We start from the raw sequence: 20,341 nt of genomic DNA on the forward strand, positions 1-20,341 counted from the left end.
TATGAGACTGAGTATCACCCTACTTTTTCTATTGTGCTGCCTTATAGCACAGGCGCAGAAAACTTCTCCCGAAAACCGCATCGTGGTTCTGGGCGAGGCAAGCATAGACGTCCCCGCTGATCAGGTAAAATTCACGGTTGTGCTCGAATCCACGGACTCGACAAGTATAGAGAAAGTCTACCAGAAGCACCGGGTACAGGAGGAAAAGCTGGTAAAGCTGCTGCAAGAGCTTCAGTTACCCGCCGCTGACATCTCCTACTCGCTTTTTTCCCTAAATAGGCAGCACAGATTCTACGAACGTGGTGCCGTATCATACTTTGCTGGCAGGCAAACGGTCAATTTCACCCTCCCCTCCGTCGATAAGCTGTCTGAAGTTCAGGCCAGGCTGATTCGGGATGGGTTCGTAAACTTCAACAGCCATTTTACCTCCACTAAGCTAAAACAGCACCAGACTGAAGTGTTGGAAAGAGCGGTGGAGGTGGCCAAGGGAAAGGCCGCTGTGCTGGCAAAAGCCTCTGATAGAAGTATAAAACGCATTGTTAAAGTAGCCGATACGGAAGATACTGACCCAGCTTTCCGTAACTATAGTGGTGCTGTGCTGCAAGAAGTGGAGGCAGTTGGCTACAGTGATCAAAACCTGCTGGAGTTCCCGCAAACCATACCGCTATCAGCTGTGGTAAAGGTTGTGTTTGAGCTCAGGTAAATTCCCCGCACAGGATTTGCAGGGAAGTATAAAGTATAACTATTCAGAACAACATGGTAAACCTACTCCTAAGTATACTGCTGCCCCTCTCCCTTGTACTTACAGATACCACGAAGCTGCACCTGCTGCAGGACCTGCAGAAAGACCTGGGCCAGTTGCAGACAAGCGAGCGCCACTTTATCAGCGACAACAGCAGCCTGAGCCCCTCGGTAGAGACCGTGGCCGAGGACCTGCAACTCTTCAGCCTGGTTGCCAACCTCGACCTGAGCCAGGCCTCCTATACCTGGCAGGAACAGGGGCCGCACCAGATCCACCGCTGGCGCTTAGACGAGGGCAACATCCGCAGCATCACCCAGATTCAGAGCACCATCCAGCTCGACACGGTGGTAACGCAGCGCTACGCCGACAACAAGCCTCCTACCCGGCAGCACATCCGCAACAGCTTCACGTTCCGCACCTACCTGGTTTCCACGGCATCGGAGCAGCACAAGCTATACTACCTGACCGAGGAAGAGCAGGGATTGCTGGCCTACCGGCTTGGGGAAAAGCAGGTAAAGATAACCTACGCCGCGTCAAAAACTGGCCTTGCCGATGTACTCCCGGACTTTCTCAGGCAGATCGATAACCTGACAGCAACCCTATAATTATAGTCGCAGAGGCCATACTTTATACCATCAAGTCAGAGCCGTTCCGCAAGGGGCGGCCCTGTTATTTTTACCCTCCCCAAAACCTGCCGCTGCTTGTTATGGTAAAGTATAGGCAGGCAATAATGTCGTGGCTGTGGGAGCAGTTACCGACAAGCCGGCCATCAGATAGGACGCACTGGCTATACTTTCTGACAGAATGACATAAATAAAGCTTCTGGACTCCCTTGGCACATAGCTTGATAAAACAGAAGTAGCAAAGAAATCAAGTTGAATAAGAAATATAATAAAACTATAGAATGGGAAAAATAATAGGTATTGACTTAGGTACTACCAACTCCTGCGTTGCCGTAATGGAAGGTAACGAGCCGGTGGTGATACCTAACAGCGAAGGTCGCCGCACGACTCCGTCTATTGTGGCTTTTCTGGATAACGGAAACGGCGAGCGTAAAGTAGGTGACCCTGCCAAGCGCCAGGCCATCACAAACCCTAAAAACACGATCGCCTCTATCAAGCGTTTCATGGGCCACAGCTACAACGAGGTAAGCGAGGAAGCAAAGCAAGTATCCTACGATATCGTGCAGGGCTCCAACAACACGCTTCGTGTGAAGATCGGCGACAGAGAGTATACCCCACAGGAAATCTCTGCGATGGTGCTTCAAAAGATGAAGGCCACTGCCGAGGAATACCTGGGTACTACGGTAACAGAGGCGGTTATCACCGTGCCGGCATACTTTAACGACGCGCAGCGCCAGGCCACCAAAGAGGCCGGACAGATTGCCGGTCTTGAGGTGAAGCGTATCATCAACGAGCCGACAGCTGCTGCCCTTGCCTACGGCCTGGACAAAAAGCATAAGGACCAGAAAATCGCCGTGTTCGACTTAGGTGGCGGTACGTTCGATATTTCTATCCTGGAGCTGGGTGACGGCGTGTTCGAAGTACTTTCTACCAACGGTGACACGCACCTGGGTGGTGATGACTTTGACCAGGTTATCATCAACTGGCTGGCCGATGAATTTAAAAACGACGAAGGCCTGGATCTGCGCAAAGACCCAATGGCCCTGCAGCGCCTGAAAGAGGCCGCTGAGAAAGCTAAGATCGAGCTTTCTTCTTCTCAGGAGACCGAAATCAACCTGCCCTACATCATGCCGGTAGACGGTGTGCCGAAACACCTGGTGCGCAAACTGACCCGCGCCAAGTTCGAGCAGCTATCGGATGACCTGATCCGCCGCTCCATGGAGCCATGCAAGCGTGCCCTTCAGGATGCCGGTCTGTCCACTTCCGACATCGACGAGGTGATTCTGGTGGGTGGTTCTACCCGTATCCCGAAAGTACAGGAAGAGGTAGAGAAGTTCTTCGGCAAGAAGCCATCCAAAGGCGTGAATCCGGATGAAGTGGTAGCCATCGGTGCCGCTATCCAGGGTGGTGTACTGACGGGTGAAGTAAAAGACGTGCTTCTGCTGGACGTTACGCCGCTGTCATTGGGTATCGAGACCATGGGTGGTGTGTTCACCAAGCTGATTGAGTCGAACACGACTATTCCGACGAAGAAGTCTGAGACCTTCTCCACAGCTTCTGATAATCAGCCGTCCGTGGAGATCCACGTGCTGCAGGGCGAGCGCCCTATGGCGAAGGATAACCGCACCATCGGTCGCTTCCACCTGGATGGTATTCCACCAGCACCGCGTGGCGTTCCGCAAATCGAGGTAATCTTCGACATCGACGCCAACGGTATCCTGCACGTAACGGCTAAGGATAAGGCTACTGGCAAAGAGCAGAAGATCCGCATTGAGGCTTCTTCTGGTCTGAGCGAGCAGGAAATCGAGCGCATGCGCAAGGAGGCCGAAGCCAACGCAGAAGCTGATAAGAAGGCCAAGGAGGAAATCGAGAAGCTGAACACAGCCGACTCGATGATCTTCCAGACCGAAAAGCAGCTGAAAGAGTATGGCGACAAGCTTTCTGCCGGCAACAAGTCTAACATCGAGAACGCACTGGGCGAGCTGAAAACCGCGCACGGTGCCAAGGACATCGCCGGTATCGACCGCGCCATCGAGAACCTGAACAACGCCTGGAGCGCTGCCTCTCAGGAGATGTATGCCGCTACGCAAGGCCAGGGTGCCCCAGGCGCTGACGCTGGCAACGGCCAGGCAGGCGGCCCGCAGGGCGCAGCCAACGATGGTGGTGTAACCGACGTGGACTACGAGGAAGTAGACGGCAGTTCCAACAAGTAAGCATCTAAAACTCAAACTATAATTAGAACTCCCCTGTCGGGCTCCGGCAGGGGAGTTTTTTTGTTCTACATACTCATATCATTATATTTCTATATATTTCGGGTGGTTTATATCTTATATGGCACATTAAAAACAGCTATGAAACAACTTTACTTGCTCCTGTTTTTCACGCTCACCTTGAGCACTGCATATAGCCAGAAAGACTTCCGCGAGGGTTATATTATCCTGAAAGGTGATACCATCAGGGGATTGGTGGATTACAGAGGCGATCCCAAAAGCGCACGTGTTGCCTCGTTTAAATCATCCCCATCCGGAGAAATTCACACTTATACGTCAGAGGACATTTCGGGCTATGGCTTCGATAAGGAGAGCAAACTATTTGTGTCGAAGCTTATCCCCAGCAGTGACTCTACAGGTTCTGTCGGTCAGAAGGTTTTCCTCAGCATACTAGCAAGAGGAAGGGTAACACTTTATTACTACCGTGATACCTATAGGGAAAATCATTACTATCTGGAGAAGGACACCTTACTGGCTGAGCTCGTGGAAACTACCTACCGGAAAACAGACCCGGCCACGGGCAGAACTTTTGTGGGCACTAACAAGCAGTACACTGCAGTTCTCAATACAGTTCTCTCTGACTGCCAAAGCCTGACCACTGACCAAATCAACTCCGTAATTTTAGCCCACAGATCCCTCATCCATATCATCAACAAGTATAACGAATGCCTGGGAGGCAATAGCAGGAGCTACCAACATCAGAAAGAAAAAGCAAAAGTGACGTTAGGGCCGGTTCTGCTCTATAGCCAGGCTGAGCTGATTTTCAAAGATGAGCCGGTACTTACCCAAATGCACTTCCAGAACAAGAAATTGATGGGAGGCGGCTTAAGCATAAACCTGGTTCTTCCTGAGCTGAGCGAAAAACTTTCACTGCAGGCTAACCTGCTGTATATCCCTTACAAGTATAGCGACACTTATACTACCACGGGCGAGTTTTCTTACCGGCATGACGTAGCGCTTGATCTGGCCTATCTTAAGCTTCCGCTTCAGGTGAGGTATACTTACCCCAAAGGTAAATTCCGGCCTTTTATCAACACCGGATTTATGGTAGGTGTAGCAGTTAAAGCAGATTACACAAATTGGGCAACTAGTGTAAGGGATGAAAATTTCAGACATAAATACAGCCCCATCGCTTTCAGAGACCTGACACAGGGCCTTACTGCAGGTGCAGGTCTGGCAACAACGCTTAATGGCCATACTTTATCATTGGAGGCACGCATTGAGCGGAACAATGGTATAACAGTTCCAACCCAACTCACCACAACCATGCATAATTTCAATATCCTGCTGAGTTACGGCTTCTGAATGTAGCGCCCTAGTTACTCTTACCACACAGTAACTAGGGCGCTGTACTATAGTTGCCTTCTACCCTACCTCAGCTTTGTACCAGATACCCCTCCGGTAAAGGACGTTTACGAACCCTGGATACATAAAACTGAGCAGGCTACACAATCTATACCTGCATACTTATACTTCCATAAATCTTTCAAACCCATGAAACAACTTTACACAGTACTGATTTTCTTTACCCTTAACACATCTGCTTTCGCCCAACAGGACTTCCGCAAAGGTTATATTATACAGAATGGCGACACGCTAAAGGGCTATGTAGACTACCGCGGTGACAGGCGAAGCGCTCTGGTTGCCTCTTTTAAGCCAGACCTGGAGAGCCGGGAGCGTAGCTTCGGACCAGATGCAATTGATGGATATGGCTTTGAGAAAGAGAACAAGATATTTGAGTCTAAAACTGTCCCCGCAACAAGTCCTGACACACAGCCCCTCTCCTTGTTTGTGAATACCTTGGTAAAAGGGCATGCCAGTATTTACTATTACCGAGATGCCATGGATGCAGAGCATTACTATTTATCCATGAACGATGGAGCGCTGGTTGAGCTGCTGGAACAAGAGTACTACCATCGGGACCCCGGAACCGGCAGAAATTATAAAGTAACCAGAAAGTTATTCAGCAACACGCTGGCCAACGCTTTCTCTGCGTGCAATAGCCTGTCTGAGGAAAGGTTCCAAAGGCTAAGACTTAGCGCCAACTCGCTTACGGATATAGCACTTGAGTATAATCGGTGCGTTAACCCGGCCAGCCTTGTGCATGAGCAGGAAAAAAGAAAAGTGAAGGTTACCATAGGACCTGTGGTCGCTTTTACCAGTTCCTCCCTTACATTCAAAGGCGACACCTACCTGAGCAGGTCTTCGTTTACAGATGAATCTCCCACAGTGGCAGGAGGTGTGGCTACCAACTTCACAGTTCCACAACTCAGCGAGAAGGTTTCCTTACAGGTTGAGCTGCTCTATGTCCCCAACAAGTTCTACGCTTTACTGGAAGAGAAAAAAAGTTTTGGAAGTACCACGACCTATGAAACCATGTTTGATCTAGCTTACCTGAAGCTCCCTGTGCAGGTTCGCTATACCTATCCACGCGGGCAGCTGCGACCTTTCCTGAATGCAGGCCTGGTGGTTGGGCATGCCATTAAGGATGAAAACCAAGTACTTAGGAGTACGGGGTATGGAGCTCCCGAATCTCAACCTAGTTCCTACCCCGCCATCCCGGGAAATGGTATGAGCGATGGGTTCAGGAGATTTACCCAGGGCTTAACGGCAGGGGCTGGCTTAGCCTATCCTTTCCAAAAAGGCACCGTCTCGCTGGAAGCCCGCTACGAGCGAAACAATGGCATGTCTTACATTAATGGAATTAGCTCTACTGTGAGCACGCTATACATTATGCTAGGATATGGCTTTCGATAAACGCTACATAAAGTAACTGCTGACTCGACCGTACCTTTTCTATTCTTCATACCCCGTCCTGTAATAGCTCAATATTGCTGCCAGCCTGTTACAGGACGGGGTTACTGAACCTGCGCCGGCTTATTTCTATACCCTAAAAAGTATAATTCACACATCCTTCCTACACACACCGGCCCAGTTTTCCTCTTCCGAAACCGCACAACTAAAATATAATTATTTAATTATAATATTGAATCACATCACCCCATAAAGAATAGGTCATCCCAAACCTATTTATACCATAACCCTCTGATTCGCTAAACGTACCGTCCTGCCACCTTGATAGCAACTTTTAAAGCGCCAGCTTAACCTTACAAACAATTTATAAACTATTCCGTGAACGGCTTTGTTCGACTTTAAATAATTATCACTATTGCAGTAGTTTATCCCTATACAGGAAGATAAAAACAATACAATTTCAATTACTTGCATTTTACCGGTTATATGGCAAATTTTTACGCTTTAACTTCCCTTTGCAAAGAACAGGCATGGGGGCACATGTTTACCAAAGTTTACTGCCCCTCTCCCTCCCTCTCGGCGCGAGTACCTCAGAAAAGTTTTGCCTGCGGCACCTCTCTGGCATAGCCATGCGTTAAATAAGTGTTGTGGTTATGAGAATCATTTCAGCAGCCCTCAGTTTGCTGATGGTACTAGGTTATTTTTGCGCTCATGCCGAAACCTACTATGTCAGCAGTACCGGCAATGATGAGAACTCCGGCTTCTCCAAAACATCTGCCTGGGCAAGTATAGACAAGGTAAACTCTACGCTGCTAGTGCCTGGCGACACGGTGCTTTTTGAAGGAGAAGTGATATTTACAGGAAGCCTGGGCTTTGAGGAAGGGGTAAAAGGTACTCCGCAGCACCCGATTGTGTTTGGCTCCTACGGAACCGGAAGAGCCGTGATCAGGAGCGGAGCCCAGAAAGGCTTTTGGCTCTACAATACCTCCGGCTTTAAGATAGAGAACCTGGTGTTTGAAGGCGCTGGCAGAACAATCAGCACAACGGCCGGGATGGACATTTACATGGATCTGCTCAGCGCCAGCCTGCCTTATATCGCTATCCATAATGTAGAAGTATACGGCTATCGCGAGGCGGGCATCAGCATTGGCAGTTGGGATACTGACAAGGGCTTTCGTGATGTCTCTGTCACCAACACCTCCTCCCATGATAACGGGGATGCGGGCATAGCCATTTGGGCGCAGGACGGAATCCTGGCGCACCAGAATGTCTACATTGGCCACTCCAAAGCCTACAACAATGCAGGTATTCCTACCAAGACCCACTCTCACAGCGGCAACGGCATTGTCATAGGCGGAGTTGACGGGGGTGTGATCGAATACTGCGAAGCCTATAATAACGGTTGGCTAAACGCCTGGGCCAGTGGCGGCCCCGTGGGGATCTGGTGCTACGCCAGCAACAACGTTATCATACAGTACAACGAATCCCACCATAACAAAACGGGCACTACCAAGGACGGCGGCGGGTTTGACATCGACGGCGGCAGCACGAACTGCATCTTGCAGTATAACTACTCCCATGATAACGAGGGCGCTGGCTATCTTTTAGCTCAATACTCCGGTGCCAAAGAGATGAAAAACCTGACCATCCGTTACAACATCAGCGAGAATGACGGCAGGAAAAACGGCTACGGTGCCATCCACCTCTGGTCCTCCGGCTCAAACGGCGGTATCCAGAATGCCCAAATCTACAACAACACGATTTACCTGACGCCAGCACCGAGCGGGTCAACGAAAGCAGTTTGGGTGCAATCAGGGGGAACGACGGTGGCGACCTTCCGCAACAACCTGTTTGTGACAACCGGCGGCGTAAGGCTGGTGCAGGTGGACTCCAAGGTGACAACAAATGTGCGGTTTGAGGGAAATAATTACTGGTCGTCTGGTGCTACACCTTCGTTTAGTTGGGCGGGCAAGGCTTACAACTCGCTCGCAAGCTGGCGCACGGCTACTTTACAGGAATACCGAAATGGCGAGGCCCTGGGTTATGCCCTCGATCCGAAGCTGGAGGCGCCGGGTAAAAGTATAACCATTGCCGATCCGAAGCTACTTTATACCTTGGATGGCTATAGGCTGCAACGCACCTCTCCCCTGGTTGGTAAAGGGCTGAACCTAGCGGTGGAATTCGGCATCGACGCTGGTAAGAGAGACTTCTGGGGCAACAGCATTACACAGCGAAAGGACCTTTGTATAGGAGCGCACCAGGTGACCAACAGCAGCCGCGCCTGCCTGTACGGGGGGCCGCAGCCACTCACCTTTGGCCTTATCGCCGCAGGCACCTATAGCGGACCGGGCGTGGCAGATGGTTTGTTTACCCCACAGGAAGCGGGCGAGGGAAATCATGCTTTGGCTTATACTTACACCAATGAGCTGGGAGAGGCGCAAACAACCCATCATACCGTCAGGGTAATCGACACAAAGGAAACTGCGTGGACAGGCAAAGGCGGCTCCTCTGATTGGTTCGACAGCCAGAATTGGACAAGCTGTGTTCCTACGCCTTCCATCAGTGCCAGCATTCCGGTTTCGGCAGAGGCAACACCAACTTACCCGGTTATTGAACAGGGCAAGCATGCCAAGGTACTTAACCTGCATACGGCAGGATCTCTGATGCTGGAACAGGATGCCACACTGGAGATTTTCGGCACTTTGTCGGGTGCAGGGCTGCAAACCCACCCCTCTTCCAGCGTTATCCTGAACAGCGACGCCCAGCAGGTAGTGCCCGGCGGCTCCTATGGCAATCTGGTATTAACCGGCCCAGGCCCCAGAAAGCTGCAGGACGACGTCATCGTTACAAACCTCCTGGATTTGGGGCAGGGGAAAGTATACCTGGACGGTAAAAACCTTACCCTTTCGGAGCAGGCCACCATTACCAACTACAATGCCAGCAGCTACATCGTAGCGGATGGGGAAGGCAGGTTAACCTATCAGGCGCTGGGAGCAGGAAGCCAAAGGGTATTCCCAATCGGAACTGCCAAGGGCTACGCACCCGTTAAACTTACCAACAAGGGTACACCAGACAACTTCAGCATTGGGGTGGAAGAAAGAAGCCAGGTAATTACTTCCTTAGCGGAACAGGCCACCTCCATCAACAAAACGTGGCACATAGATGAGGCAGTGACAGGAGGCTCTGATGTGACCATGGTGCTGCAATGGAGCCGATACGACGAGCCGGAGTATTTTAACAGGTACGAAAGTTTCGTAGGCCACTATGAAGACGAGGCATGGCAGGTGATGGAAGAAAGCATGGGCACTGTAACACAGGGCAGCATTCCGGATATGTATAACATCACCCTAAGCGGTGTGTCCTCCTTCTCTCCGTTTACAGTGGCCAGCACCAGCTCTGCGCCGGCCCCTCTGCCTGTCACGTTAGCTAAATTTACTGCCGCCCGCCAGGGTGCCGATGCCCTGCTGGCCTGGGAAACAGCCTCTGAGATAAATAATGCAGGCTTCGAAGTGGAGGTTTCGGGAGACGGGATAACATTCAGGCAGCTTGGGTTTGTCAAGAGCAAGTCCCCCAACTCCCAAGCAAAACTATCCTATACTTTCCGTGATTCGGAAGCCGGCAAGGCGGGCATACAGTATTATCGGCTCCGGCAGGTGGATTTGGACGGCACTGCCTCCTACTCTGCTGTGAAGGCGGTGTCATTCCCGCGCGCTGAACTCAATTTTTCGGTGTACCCCAATCCTTTCTTTGACAGGATCATGTTCGAGATCGAATCCCCTGACAGCGGGACGCTGGCTCTGACCTTGACCGACGCGAAGGGACTCCAGGTTTTGCAGACTTCCGTGCTGCTACCAAAAGGGCTTACAAGACTTCCCATCAGCTTATCGCAGGTACAGAAGCCAGGCTTCTACTACCTTACTGCTCACCTGGATGGCAAGTCGTACCATTTCAAGCTTGTAAAACGATAGACAAAGTACAAAGCCTTGGGCATAGGCAATTATACACCATCGAGGCAGATAGCAGCACTATCTGCCTCTTTTCGTTACAACAACCCTAAACCATAAAACTTTTTCAACAATTAATTATACACAACTCACAGACTTCCGTATAAGTTACGATTAAGGGCGCTACCCGGTGAAAAGCCGCTTCGCACATGCAGCACCCCAGCCATTCATCAGTGTGGCGTAACTTAATCCAGCTTTTTGAGGAGTTTCATGTCTGTACCAAAGGATAAATGGGATTGGGAAATTACCAGCCAAACGAGTTACTGGGGAGCCGGTCTGCGTGAGCTATGGTCTTTTCGGCACCTGCTGGAGGGGCTGGTAAAACGAAACTTCCTGCTGCGCTACCAGCAAACCATATTGGGCCCCTTTTGGATACTTTTCCCGCCACTCCTGACCCTGGTCACGTATGTGCTTGTTTTCGGGAAGCTGGTAGGGATCTCCACCGGCACGCTCCCCCCGGTGCTGTTCTATTTTGCCGGCATCATACTTTGGAGCTTCTTTAACGACTGCTTCACGGGCACTGCCACCACGTTCCGCGACAATGTGCACCTGTTCAGCAAAGTATACTTCCCCAGAATCATCATCCCCCTGTCGGTCATACACACGCAGCTGTACAACTTTCTGATCCAGTTCCTGTTGATGCTGCTCCTGGTGGCCTATTACTGGTTTTTCCAAGGGCTGCGCCTATCGCTAAGTATAACTATACTTTGGTTCCCGGTGGTGTTGCTTGCCACGGCGCTGCTGGCGCTGGGGATGGGCTTGTTTTTCTCGGTGCTCACGGCCAAGTACCGCGACATGAGCTATGTGATTAACCTGGGAGTACGCTTACTGATGTATGTGACGCCCGTCATTTACCCCTTGTCTGCCGTTCCGGAGAAAGTGCGATGGCTGGTACAGCTCAATCCTCTGTCGCCACTGTTTGAGGCATTCCGCCTTTCCCTGCTGGGGGAAGGTACCGTGTCGGCCTGGCAGCTGGCTTATAGCATTCTATTTTCGGCAGTATTTTTCGGCGCCTCGCTGCTCCTGTTTAACAAGCAGGGGGATAAACTAATCGATGTTGTGTAAACGTATGGCAGACAAGATCATACAGGTAGAGAATATTTCCAAGCTATACCGTTTGGGCACCATCGGCACGGGCTCTTTCCGGCAGGACCTGCAATGGTGGTGGAACCTGTATGTGCGGGGCAGAAAGGATCCATTTTTCCACCTGGATAAAACCGCCCCTCCTGGCATAGCTGCCGACCAGATATGGGCGCTGCGCGATGTGAGCTTCGATGTGAAGCAGGGGGAATCTATGGGCATTGTGGGCAGCAACGGCTCCGGCAAATCCACACTCCTAAAAATCATCTCCCGGATCGTGAAGCCTACCACAGGCGCAGTGCGGGGAAGAGGCAAGGTAAGCAGTCTGCTGGAGGTGGGCACAGGCTTTAACAAGGAGCTAACCGGACGCGAGAATATTTACATCAGCGGCTACATCCTGGGCATGAACAAAGCCGAGGTGGCTGCTAAGTTCGATGAGATTGTAGCTTTTTCAGGGATTGAGGAGTTTGTGGATACGCCCGTAAAGCGCTATTCCTCGGGCATGTACGTGCGCCTGGCTTTTGCCGTGGCCGCCCACCTCGAGCCCGATATCCTGATCGTGGACGAAGTGCTGGCCGTAGGCGACGCCGATTTTCAGAAGAAGTGCCTGGGCAAGATGCGGGAAGTATCGCAAGCTGAAGGTCGTACCATCCTATTCGTGAGCCACAACATGCAGGCCGTCAACACCCTCTGTGATAGGGCTATTTGGCTGAACAAGGGGCAGATGCTGGAAATGGGACCATCCTCTGCCGTGGTAAACAAGTATATCGCCAGCCTTCAGAAACTACAGCTGGGTCAGAAGTGGGAAACTCCACAGGAAGCTCCCGGGAACAAGTTTATACGTTTCAAGCAAGTGGAGCTTATCCCGCATGTCGAGCATTCGGACGGCATCATCGACGTCCGGACCCCGCTAACAGTCAAGTTTCAGTTCTGGAATATGCTCGAGGAGATGAGCCTGAACGTGGGTATCGTATTATACTCTTACACGGGCGACTGCATTTTCGATCTGCTTTCCCCGGCCCTGCACTGCCACACTGGTATGGTGGAGGGCGAGTGCACCATCCCCGGCAACTTCCTCAACGACGGCTCCTACTACATCACCCTGACAATCGCCAAAGAAGCCTCTATCCCGGTGTATAACCTGGATGAGTGCCTTTCCTTTGATGTGGAGGACTATCGGGCAGACATCTGCTATTTTGAGAAATGGTGGGGAGCGGTACGGCCCAAATTCCCGTTCAGGCTGGAGAATCACCAGGAAGTGTGTCAGTTAAGCAGGTAGAATCATGCAGCCACCACTCTACACGATAAAACACATCCGCCTCGACGAGCCGCACGCGCCGCTGCATACCTTCTGCCTGGCGCCCCGCAGCTACCTGGTTTTCTGGTGGGGACAAATTGCGTTGGGCCATTTATACTTAGAAATCAGGGAGCAACTGACAGCCGAGACGTTTTACGTGAAACTGCGAAAGGCCCTGAAGCCAGCGCTACGACAGTATGCCCCTCAGCTCGTGGAAGATGATGAAGCATGGCAACAGCTCATATCAGAAGGGAATACTGCCGCCTTACAAGACACATTTGCAAGGCATAACCCAGAAAGTATACCAGCCGAAGTACCAGTCTCTGTCGTCATCTGTACCCGCAACAGGGCTGTATACCTAGACAAGTGCCTCGAGCAACTGCATCAGCTTAGCTGCGTGCCCCGTGAAATTATTGTGGTGGACAATGCCCCTTTAGATAACTCCTCCTACCAGGTGGCCTCCAAGTATAGAAAGGTGGTTTATGTGAAGGAGCCCAAGGCTGGGCTGGATATCGCCCGCAATACCGGAGCATTGAGCGCCACCTGTGAAGTAGTAGCCTACACGGATGATGACGTACTTGTGCATCCGATGTGGGTGTACAGGCTCTGGCAAACATTTCAGGACAAGTCGGTTGCGGCCATGACGGGGCTGATTATAGCGGCCCAGCTGCACACCAGGGCCCAGGTGAATTTTGAAAAGTACTGGAGCTTTAACAGGGGGTATGCAGACAAAGTATACACCGGGGATTTCATCCATTCGACTTTGTCTATCGGCCCTCCTGTGTGGGAGATAGGAGCCGGCGCCAATATGGCCTTCCGGAAGTCCATTTTTGAGCAGGTGGGCCTATTTAACGAATACCTGGATGTGGGCGCCGCCGGCTGTAACGGAGACTCCGAGATGTGGTACCGCATCCTGGCCAAAGGCTTAACCATTCATTACAATCCCAGGGCTATCGTTTTCCATGAGCACCGCAGGGAGACGGGAAGGCTGAAGAATCAAATCTTTTACTACATGCGTGGCTTTACCGTGGCGGCCCTGCTGCAGCAACGGCAGAAAGAGGAGGCCGGCTACAAAAGGCACTTATACTATGTGCTCCCCAAATTTTACCTGGAGCTGATTAGGAAAGGCTTCCCCTACTACCGGTCCAGGACCTCTACCATTTGGGCCGAAATGACGGGCATCGTATCGGGCCTCATCTATTACAAAAAGAATCAGCAAAAATTACTTAAGTCTTTAAGCAAATAACGTGGCTACACCCTTTTCCATACAGTCAGCGCCGCTTGTCTCTGTGGTTATTCCGTGCTACAACCACGGGAAATACCTCCGGGAGGCTGTGGAGAGTGTGCAGCGGCAGACCTATCCCGCCGTTGAGATCCTGGTGGTGGACGATGGCTCCACGGACGATACGAAAGCTGTAGCCCAGTCATTTGGAGAGGTAAAATATGTATACCAGGAAAACCAGGGCTTATCGGCCGCGCGCAACACCGGTATCCGGCATAGCAAAGGCGAGTTGCTGGTGTTTCTGGATGCGGATGACTGGCTTTACCCGGATGCGCTGGAGGTGAATGCAAGATTTATACTACAAAACCCGGATCTGGCCTTTGTTTCAGGTGCTTACAACCTGGTTTTCACGGCCACCAACGAGGTAAAGCCTGTGTTAAGGCAGCTGCGCAACAGCCATTACCTCCACCTGCTCAAGGGCAACTATATTGGCATGCACGCAGCGGTGATGTTCAGGAGGTGGGTTTTCGAGCGCTTTCAGTACGATACTTCCCTCAGGGCTTGCGAAGACTATGACTTATACTTGCGCGTGGCCCGAGACTACCCGGTTCATCACCACACGCACATCCTGGCCGCTTATCGGCAACATAGCACGAATATGTCCAGCAATAGCAAACTCATGCTACGCACCACGCTAAAGGTGCTGCATAGCCAAAGCGACAGCCTCCGCACCCAGGCAGAACGCAGTGCTTACGCGGATGGGACTAACATCTGGAAAGCTTTTTATACTTCTGACATGGCTGACAAACTGGAGAAAGGGAGCGCGTTCTCCCTGTACGATTACTATACTTTGCTGAAGTATGACCCGGACCTGTCCGGAAACACCCTGGCCAGCAGCACGAGTACAGCCACTATCCTGAACAGGATCGTGAAGCTAATCCCCTCCCGCCGGATCAGAAAAAAGCTGCAGTCCAGTTTGATCAGGAGCAACACCCCTGCGGTGGGGCAGGTAAGGTTCGGGCACCTGCACAGGTACACACCCTTTAGCACCCAGTTCGGCTACGACCGGGGCGGTCCTGTTGATCGTTACTACATCGAGAATTTCCTGGGACAGGAAGCCGGCGCTATAAAGGGCCGCGTGATGGAGATTGGAGACAACTCCTATACGCTGCAGTTTGGTGCTGAGAAAGTAACTCAAAGCGACATCCTGCATGTGGACGCCAGCAACCCGAATGCCACACTGGTCGGAGATATCAGCCACGCGCCTCACATCCCCGATAATACGTTCGACTGCATTATACTCACCCAAACCCTGCACCTGATTTATCACTTCCGGGAAGCCCTCCAAACCTGCTACCGCATCCTAAAACCCGGCGGCGCGCTGTTGCTCACGGTACCCGGCATCACGCCCATCGACCACGGGGAGTGGAAAGAAACCTGGTACTGGTCATTTACCGACAAATCCATGCGGCTGCTGATGCAAGAAACCTTCCCTGGTGGCACCTCAGAAGTAACCCCTTATGGTAACGTGTTCACGGCTACGGCTTTCCTGTATGGCATGGGACTGCCGGAGGTGCCCAAAACCAAGCTGATGTACAACGACCCGCATTTCCAGGTCATCATTACGGTTAAAGCCACCAAACCTGCAGACCGATGATCCGGCGACTTCTCCATACTATCAGAAAGTCGTATGAGCCCAAAGCGCTGGTGCTCATGTACCACCGTGTGGCAGAGTTGGAAACTGATGTCTGGCGCCTTGCTGTGAGGCCGCAGCACTTTGAAGAGCAGCTGCAGGTACTCCGCAGCAACTGGAACGTGGTGCCGCTGCCGGAGCTGGTGCTCGATATGACTCAGGGCAGGTTACGCAGAAACAGCATCGCCCTCACGTTTGATGATGGTTACTTGGACAATTATGCCGTTGCCAAGCCGCTTCTGGAAAAGTATAACATACCCGCTACCTTCTTTATCTGCTCCGGAAACATTGGCAGTCACGCCGAGTTTTGGTGGGATGAGCTGGAGCACCTTATACTTTCTACTGAAGAGCTGCCGCACAATTTAGACATCCGGATCAATCAGGAACTAATAAGCTTTGAGTTGGGCAAAGAACAGCACCTGACTGAGGACTTAAGACAGAAACACCAGCAGTGGAAGGCCTTTGTGCAGGAGCCTCCTACCCTAAGATGCGCGCTTTACCTGAAGCTATGGGAGCAGCTAAAGCCCTTACCCAGCCACTTGCAGCACCAGTACTTGCAGCAAATCAAAGTATGGGCGGGAGCACCTGGACACGCACGACCGGCATACCAAAGTATGAGCCTGGAGCAGCTGCAGGATTTGGCTCGGAATAGTCTTTTTGACATTGGGGCACACACGGTCTCGCATCCGGACCTGGCCTCCCTGAGCCCAGAAGCCCAACGGCAGGAGCTGGTGAAAAGCAAAAGCTTCCTGGAAGAAGCTATTTCCCGTGAAGTTACGTTGCTGGCCTATCCCTACGGGAGCTGTAACCCGGAAACGGTAAGGCTGGCGGCTGAGGCAGGCTTTCATGCCGCTGTCACCACGCAAGATTGCCTTGTGCACCCCACCTCCGCCAAGTATAAACTAGGTAGATTCCTGGTGGATGACTGGAGCGGAAAACGATTGGATGCTTGTCTAAAGTCCTGGCTAACCATAAACGCAAATGCTCATGCACACCTCGCAGCCTGACGTTTCCATCATCATGTGTATCTACAATGTCGAAAAGTACCTGCGGGAGGCAATCGACAGTGTACTACACCAGACATTCACGGACTGGGAGCTGTTGCTGATAGACGACGGTTCAGCGGATGGCAGCACGCAGATAGCCAGGCAATATGCCGCAGCACACTCAACCAAAATTAGGTTTTCGGAGCATCAGGAGCATGTCAACAAAGGCTTGAGTGCCAGCCGAAACCTGGGCTTAAGTATAGCCAGAGGAGAATTGGTGGCTTTTTTGGACGCGGACGATGTGTGGTTACCTGATTATCTGGAAATACAAATAAGCCTGTTACGGCAAAAAAATGTGTCCGTCATCTGCGAAGCAACAGCATACTGGTACAACTGGAACGCGCCGGAGAAGGAGAACCAGGTAGTATACATAGGTGCAGCACAGGACAAGCTCTACCACCCGCCACAGCTTATGCTGGAGCTGTACCCCTTGGGAAAAGGGGCCGCGCCCTGTATGTGTGGGATTATACTTGAACGGGACTTGCTCCGGAAGCTGGGCGGCTTTGAAGATTCCTTCAGGGGAATGTATGAAGATCAGGTGTTTCTGAGTAAACTCTACCTGAACGCACCGGTGTACATCTCCTCCAACCACCACAATCTCTACCGCCAGCGGTCCGACTCGCTGGTGGGCTCCGCGCAAAACACGGCGGCCTATCACGTAATCCGGAAACAATACCTTCGTTGGCTAAAAGTATACTTACGGCAGCACCCTCAAAAGTATAAAGAGGTAGACCGGCTTCTGCAGCAGGCCTGGGGCACGTATGAGGTTTCCCCGCTCAGGCTTTTAGTACGTTTAGTTCCAGGCCGCCTGAAACACATTTTGAAGAAGTATGCCCCGGCTAGTTTGGTAAGGCAGGGTAAGCTTACTGCCAAAGTATAGAATAACACCTTAGTCCTTACAGATCACAAGTCTAAAAAGTATAACCCAACGCCCCAGTTAAGCAGCATGCCCATGGAACGTATCCCTACCTGTCCGCCTCTTATCGCTCCACTTGCCTCATCCCCTGACCGCCCAAGGTGGTCGGTAATGATACCGGTATACAACTGCTCGGAGTTTCTGGTGCATACCTTAGAGAGCGTACTGGCTGAAGGAGTTCCGGCTACAGACATGCAGATAGAGGTGGTGGACGACGCCAGCACCGACGCCGATGTGGAGCGGATTGTGCGGGAGGTTGGCAAGGGCAGGATTAGCTATTACCGCCAGCCGCAGAACGTGGGCAGCCTGCGTAACTTCGAAACCTGCATCAACCGGGCGCATGGCCACCTGGTGCACCTGCTGCATGGCGACGACCGGGTAAGGCCCGGGTACTACCAGACCATCCAACGCCTCTTCGATGAGTTTCCGGAGGCAGGTGCTGCCTTTTGCCGCCACCTTAATATTGATGAGCATAACAACATCATCTCCAGGCATGTAAAGGATGATGACTCCTACTGGGGCCTGCTGGAAAACTGGCTCCTGCGCATCAGTGAGCGACAGCAGATCCAATATGCCACCATCACAGTAAAGCGTGAGGTGTACGAAAAGCTGGGCTCCTTTTATGGCATGACCTACGGCGAGGACTGGGAGATGTGGGTACGTATCGCCAGGCACTATCCGGTAGCCTTTACCTCCAGGGTACTTGCCGAGTACAGAAAGCACTCTGGCTCCATTTCAGGTGTAAAATTTCTCACCGGGGAGTACCTCGACGACATCGCCCATCTCTTTCAGCTAATTCAGCAACACCTGCCGCCAGAGCACCGGAAAGGGGTACTGAAGCGGGCGCAGAAGAACTTCGCGAACTACGGCATGCGGGTAGCCCAGGTAATGTGGGAGAAAACCGGCAACCGGAAGTATGTAGAGGCAAACCTGACGAAGGCCCTGAAAATGCACGTGGATGCAAAACTATGCCTGAAGGCAGCCAGGATTATGGCAAAGATTGCCTTACATGACCTAAGTATTAGACCACACACCGTGACAGACAAGGCTGACCGTATCAAGCACTACATCTAATAATGCTGCCGCAGGTACCGCAGCACCTCTGCCTCGTTTTTAGCATGGTAAATCTCAGCCCCGGACAGGGCTGGGAAGATGGTCTTGAACTCGTTACACCTGTGTTCATGGCCCCGCCGGGATAGTATAATGTTCTTTCCGCTGAAATAGCTTGCCAGTGCCGCCGTGCCACCATGAACAGACAAAAACCGCTCGCAGTTGGCGTAGAGCATAAGCTGGAAATGGTTGTAATTATTTACCTGCCCACGATTTGCCTGAAATAAATCCTCTGCCAGTATAACCTCCGGGTAATTCTTTCGGATGAACTCCGCTTCCCTCAGTTCCAGGATGTCGCTGTTGTCCATAACAATATAATTTGGCCCCGGGCGGTTGTACACAATCTGGTATTTCTGACTGAGCGTTTCCATAATCCGGTCCAGCATCGGCAGGCTGAAGTAATTAATCGGCCCTTTCCCCCACTCAGTGTTATACTTGTTGGCGATGACCAGCAGGGGCTTGTCGAACACGAAAAGGTCATTTTTATAATGCTCTTTGAGCGGCACCTGGACCCACTTTTCAAAAGACACCGTGCTGCAATGATACATGTTGGGAACAGTAAAATCATCCTTAGGTAGCCTCCATACCCTTTTATCAAACCGCTCCTCGTGGTTATCACTGAAAAAGTACAGCTCTTTGGTGTACTTGGAGGAGATTGTTTTCCCCAGCGTGCCATTCAGGTGATGCCAATAGGCAAAGGGCAAGACAAAGGTCAGTTCCTGCTGAAACTCCTGCCTGTACGCTATTTCTTTATACCTGGGCCTGAGCACATAATCGTTGAGGCAATATTTGGTTTGCACCAATCGCGCATAGCTGTTCTTCCACAGAAAGAACTCCGGCGTGCCATAGCTGAATGCGCCTGCCAGCCTGTTTCTTACTCTTTGGATAAACGGTGCCTTACTCCGCCCGGCTGAGGTAATGTATCGCTGCCCATGGGTGCTTTCAACCCTGTTAATAACCTCCATACTTCCCGAAAACCTCAAAATAGTTTGTCAGAATTTAACGGCTGCTTTATTCACAAGGTTAGAAATAGTACAATAATTTACTAAAATATTTCAAAGCAAATTATTTGCCTGTTTACTTTTAAATTCCATATAATTAAGTGATTGCAAGTATAAATCACGTAGAGGCACTTCTGCACAGGACAAAGAAAAGCGCTATATTGAGGTAGAGCAGATATAAAAAAAGAGTAGCACGGTGTGCTACTCTTCAGAATCGTAAACAATTTTACTTCTAATCCAGATCCCGATCCCCGCGCTTGAGCTCTCTACAGAACGTATTACCCTGTGCTTCAGGCTGATCTTATACTTTTCCAGTTTGCCAGCCATAGCTGGTTCCAAGGTGCCGATAATCTTATAGCAAGTATGCCGGTATACATACCATTTATATTAAGTAACTCAAGTTGCGTGATAGTGCACGCGTTGTAAAACAAAAAATCTGTTCTGCCAGCGGCCGTGCTTACGTTTTAAAGTTTGCAGACTTAACTCGTAACAGCCATGACAGAACAGACCATTACCATATACTGCTTTATAGACGATTTCTTCCATGGTATTGGCAGAAAAGATGACGCCCACTGCAAAATAA

Annotated in this window: 14 protein-coding genes and 1 pseudogene; 14 read left to right on the top strand and 1 reads right to left on the bottom strand. The window is 51.2% G+C overall.

Annotated elements, in window-relative coordinates; genetic code table 11:
* The first annotated feature begins 1 nt into the window (after position 1).
* The 13 genes from C8N40_RS21915 to C8N40_RS21975 all read left to right on the top strand — a co-directional run bounded on the left by C8N40_RS21915 (position 2) and on the right by C8N40_RS21975 (position 18,721).
* The gene (locus C8N40_RS21915; protein WP_108213954.1) at positions 2 to 703 is read left to right on the top strand and encodes an SIMPL domain-containing protein; all 702 of its coding nucleotides are present in this window, start codon (positions 2 to 4) and stop codon (positions 701 to 703) included.
* A 53-nt stretch (positions 704 to 756) separates the two neighbouring features.
* Positions 757 to 1,347 carry a hypothetical protein gene (locus C8N40_RS21920; RefSeq protein WP_108213955.1) on the top strand — a complete coding sequence of 197 codons (591 nt, stop codon included), beginning with the start codon at positions 757 to 759 and terminating at the stop codon, positions 1,345 to 1,347.
* Between the two features lie 299 nt (positions 1,348 to 1,646).
* Complete coding sequence (gene dnaK / locus C8N40_RS21925) at positions 1,647 to 3,578, top strand: molecular chaperone DnaK (RefSeq protein WP_108213956.1); 1,932 nt, start codon at positions 1,647 to 1,649, stop codon at positions 3,576 to 3,578.
* A gap of 138 nt (positions 3,579 to 3,716) precedes the next feature.
* Positions 3,717 to 4,940 (top strand): outer membrane beta-barrel protein, encoded by a 1,224-nt coding sequence (locus C8N40_RS21930; RefSeq protein WP_108213957.1) that lies wholly within the window; start codon positions 3,717 to 3,719, stop codon positions 4,938 to 4,940.
* A gap of 189 nt (positions 4,941 to 5,129) precedes the next feature.
* On the top strand, positions 5,130 to 6,392 hold the full coding sequence (locus C8N40_RS21935; protein ID WP_108213958.1) for a porin family protein: 1,263 nt from the start codon (positions 5,130 to 5,132) through the stop codon (positions 6,390 to 6,392).
* A gap of 650 nt (positions 6,393 to 7,042) precedes the next feature.
* Entirely contained in the window at positions 7,043 to 10,357 is a 3,315-nt protein-coding gene (locus C8N40_RS21940) for a right-handed parallel beta-helix repeat-containing protein (RefSeq protein ID WP_108213959.1), read from the top strand.
* Between the two features lie 246 nt (positions 10,358 to 10,603).
* A complete protein-coding gene (locus C8N40_RS21945; RefSeq protein WP_108213960.1) occupies positions 10,604 to 11,458 on the top strand; it encodes an ABC transporter permease in 855 nt (284 codons plus the stop codon).
* Between the two features lie 4 nt (positions 11,459 to 11,462).
* Positions 11,463 to 12,752 carry an ABC transporter ATP-binding protein gene (locus tag C8N40_RS21950; protein WP_108213961.1) on the top strand — a complete coding sequence of 430 codons (1,290 nt, stop codon included), beginning with the start codon at positions 11,463 to 11,465 and terminating at the stop codon, positions 12,750 to 12,752.
* Between the two features lie 4 nt (positions 12,753 to 12,756).
* Entirely contained in the window at positions 12,757 to 14,016 is a 1,260-nt protein-coding gene (locus tag C8N40_RS21955) for a glycosyltransferase family 2 protein (protein WP_108213962.1), read from the top strand.
* 1 nt (position 14,017) lies between these two features.
* The gene (locus C8N40_RS21960; RefSeq protein ID WP_108213963.1) at positions 14,018 to 15,649 is read left to right on the top strand and encodes a glycosyltransferase; all 1,632 of its coding nucleotides are present in this window, start codon (positions 14,018 to 14,020) and stop codon (positions 15,647 to 15,649) included.
* Positions 15,646 to 16,692 carry a polysaccharide deacetylase family protein gene (locus C8N40_RS21965; RefSeq protein WP_108213964.1) on the top strand — a complete coding sequence of 349 codons (1,047 nt, stop codon included), beginning with the start codon at positions 15,646 to 15,648 and terminating at the stop codon, positions 16,690 to 16,692. The genes C8N40_RS21960 and C8N40_RS21965 overlap by 4 nt, the downstream gene beginning before the upstream one ends.
* Positions 16,673 to 17,611, top strand: a complete 939-nt coding sequence (locus tag C8N40_RS21970) for a glycosyltransferase family 2 protein (protein WP_170114185.1) — start codon at positions 16,673 to 16,675, stop codon at positions 17,609 to 17,611. The genes C8N40_RS21965 and C8N40_RS21970 overlap by 20 nt, the downstream gene beginning before the upstream one ends.
* A 72-nt stretch (positions 17,612 to 17,683) precedes the next feature.
* A complete protein-coding gene (locus C8N40_RS21975) occupies positions 17,684 to 18,721 on the top strand; it encodes a glycosyltransferase family 2 protein (protein ID WP_108213969.1) in 1,038 nt (345 codons plus the stop codon).
* Here the strand turns inward: C8N40_RS21975 and C8N40_RS21980 are convergent.
* Complete coding sequence (locus tag C8N40_RS21980; RefSeq protein WP_108213966.1) at positions 18,718 to 19,722, bottom strand: hypothetical protein; 1,005 nt, start codon at positions 19,720 to 19,722, stop codon at positions 18,718 to 18,720. The genes C8N40_RS21975 and C8N40_RS21980 overlap by 4 nt on opposite strands.
* Positions 19,723 to 20,253: 531 nt before the next feature.
* On the opposite strand from C8N40_RS21980, the pseudogene C8N40_RS23510 reads away from it, so the two are divergent.
* Positions 20,254 to 20,341, top strand: a pseudogene (locus C8N40_RS23510) (IS982 family transposase); the annotation flags it as partial.

The sequence above is a fragment of the Pontibacter mucosus genome (assembly GCF_003054055.1).
Taxonomy (GTDB): Bacteria; Bacteroidota; Bacteroidia; order Cytophagales; family Hymenobacteraceae; genus Pontibacter; species Pontibacter mucosus.

Bases quoted from the DNA above. Each gene is read 5' to 3' on its own strand.
- C8N40_RS21915 (WP_108213954.1), top strand. From the start codon at position 2: ATGAGACTGAGTATCACCCTACTTTTTCTATTGTGCTGCCTTATAGCA.
- C8N40_RS21920 (WP_108213955.1), top strand. From the start codon at position 757: ATGGTAAACCTACTCCTAAGTATACTGCTGCCCCTCTCCCTTGTACTT.
- dnaK (WP_108213956.1), top strand. From the start codon at position 1,647: ATGGGAAAAATAATAGGTATTGACTTAGGTACTACCAACTCCTGCGTT.
- C8N40_RS21930 (WP_108213957.1), top strand. From the start codon at position 3,717: ATGAAACAACTTTACTTGCTCCTGTTTTTCACGCTCACCTTGAGCACT.
- C8N40_RS21935 (WP_108213958.1), top strand. From the start codon at position 5,130: ATGAAACAACTTTACACAGTACTGATTTTCTTTACCCTTAACACATCT.
- C8N40_RS21940 (WP_108213959.1), top strand. From the start codon at position 7,043: ATGAGAATCATTTCAGCAGCCCTCAGTTTGCTGATGGTACTAGGTTAT.
- C8N40_RS21945 (WP_108213960.1), top strand. From the start codon at position 10,604: ATGTCTGTACCAAAGGATAAATGGGATTGGGAAATTACCAGCCAAACG.
- C8N40_RS21950 (WP_108213961.1), top strand. From the start codon at position 11,463: ATGGCAGACAAGATCATACAGGTAGAGAATATTTCCAAGCTATACCGT.
- C8N40_RS21955 (WP_108213962.1), top strand. From the start codon at position 12,757: ATGCAGCCACCACTCTACACGATAAAACACATCCGCCTCGACGAGCCG.
- C8N40_RS21965 (WP_108213964.1), top strand. From the start codon at position 15,646: ATGATCCGGCGACTTCTCCATACTATCAGAAAGTCGTATGAGCCCAAA.
- C8N40_RS21970 (WP_170114185.1), top strand. From the start codon at position 16,673: ATGCACACCTCGCAGCCTGACGTTTCCATCATCATGTGTATCTACAAT.
- C8N40_RS21975 (WP_108213969.1), top strand. From the start codon at position 17,684: ATGGAACGTATCCCTACCTGTCCGCCTCTTATCGCTCCACTTGCCTCA.
- C8N40_RS21980 (WP_108213966.1), bottom strand. From the start codon at position 19,722: ATGGAGGTTATTAACAGGGTTGAAAGCACCCATGGGCAGCGATACATT.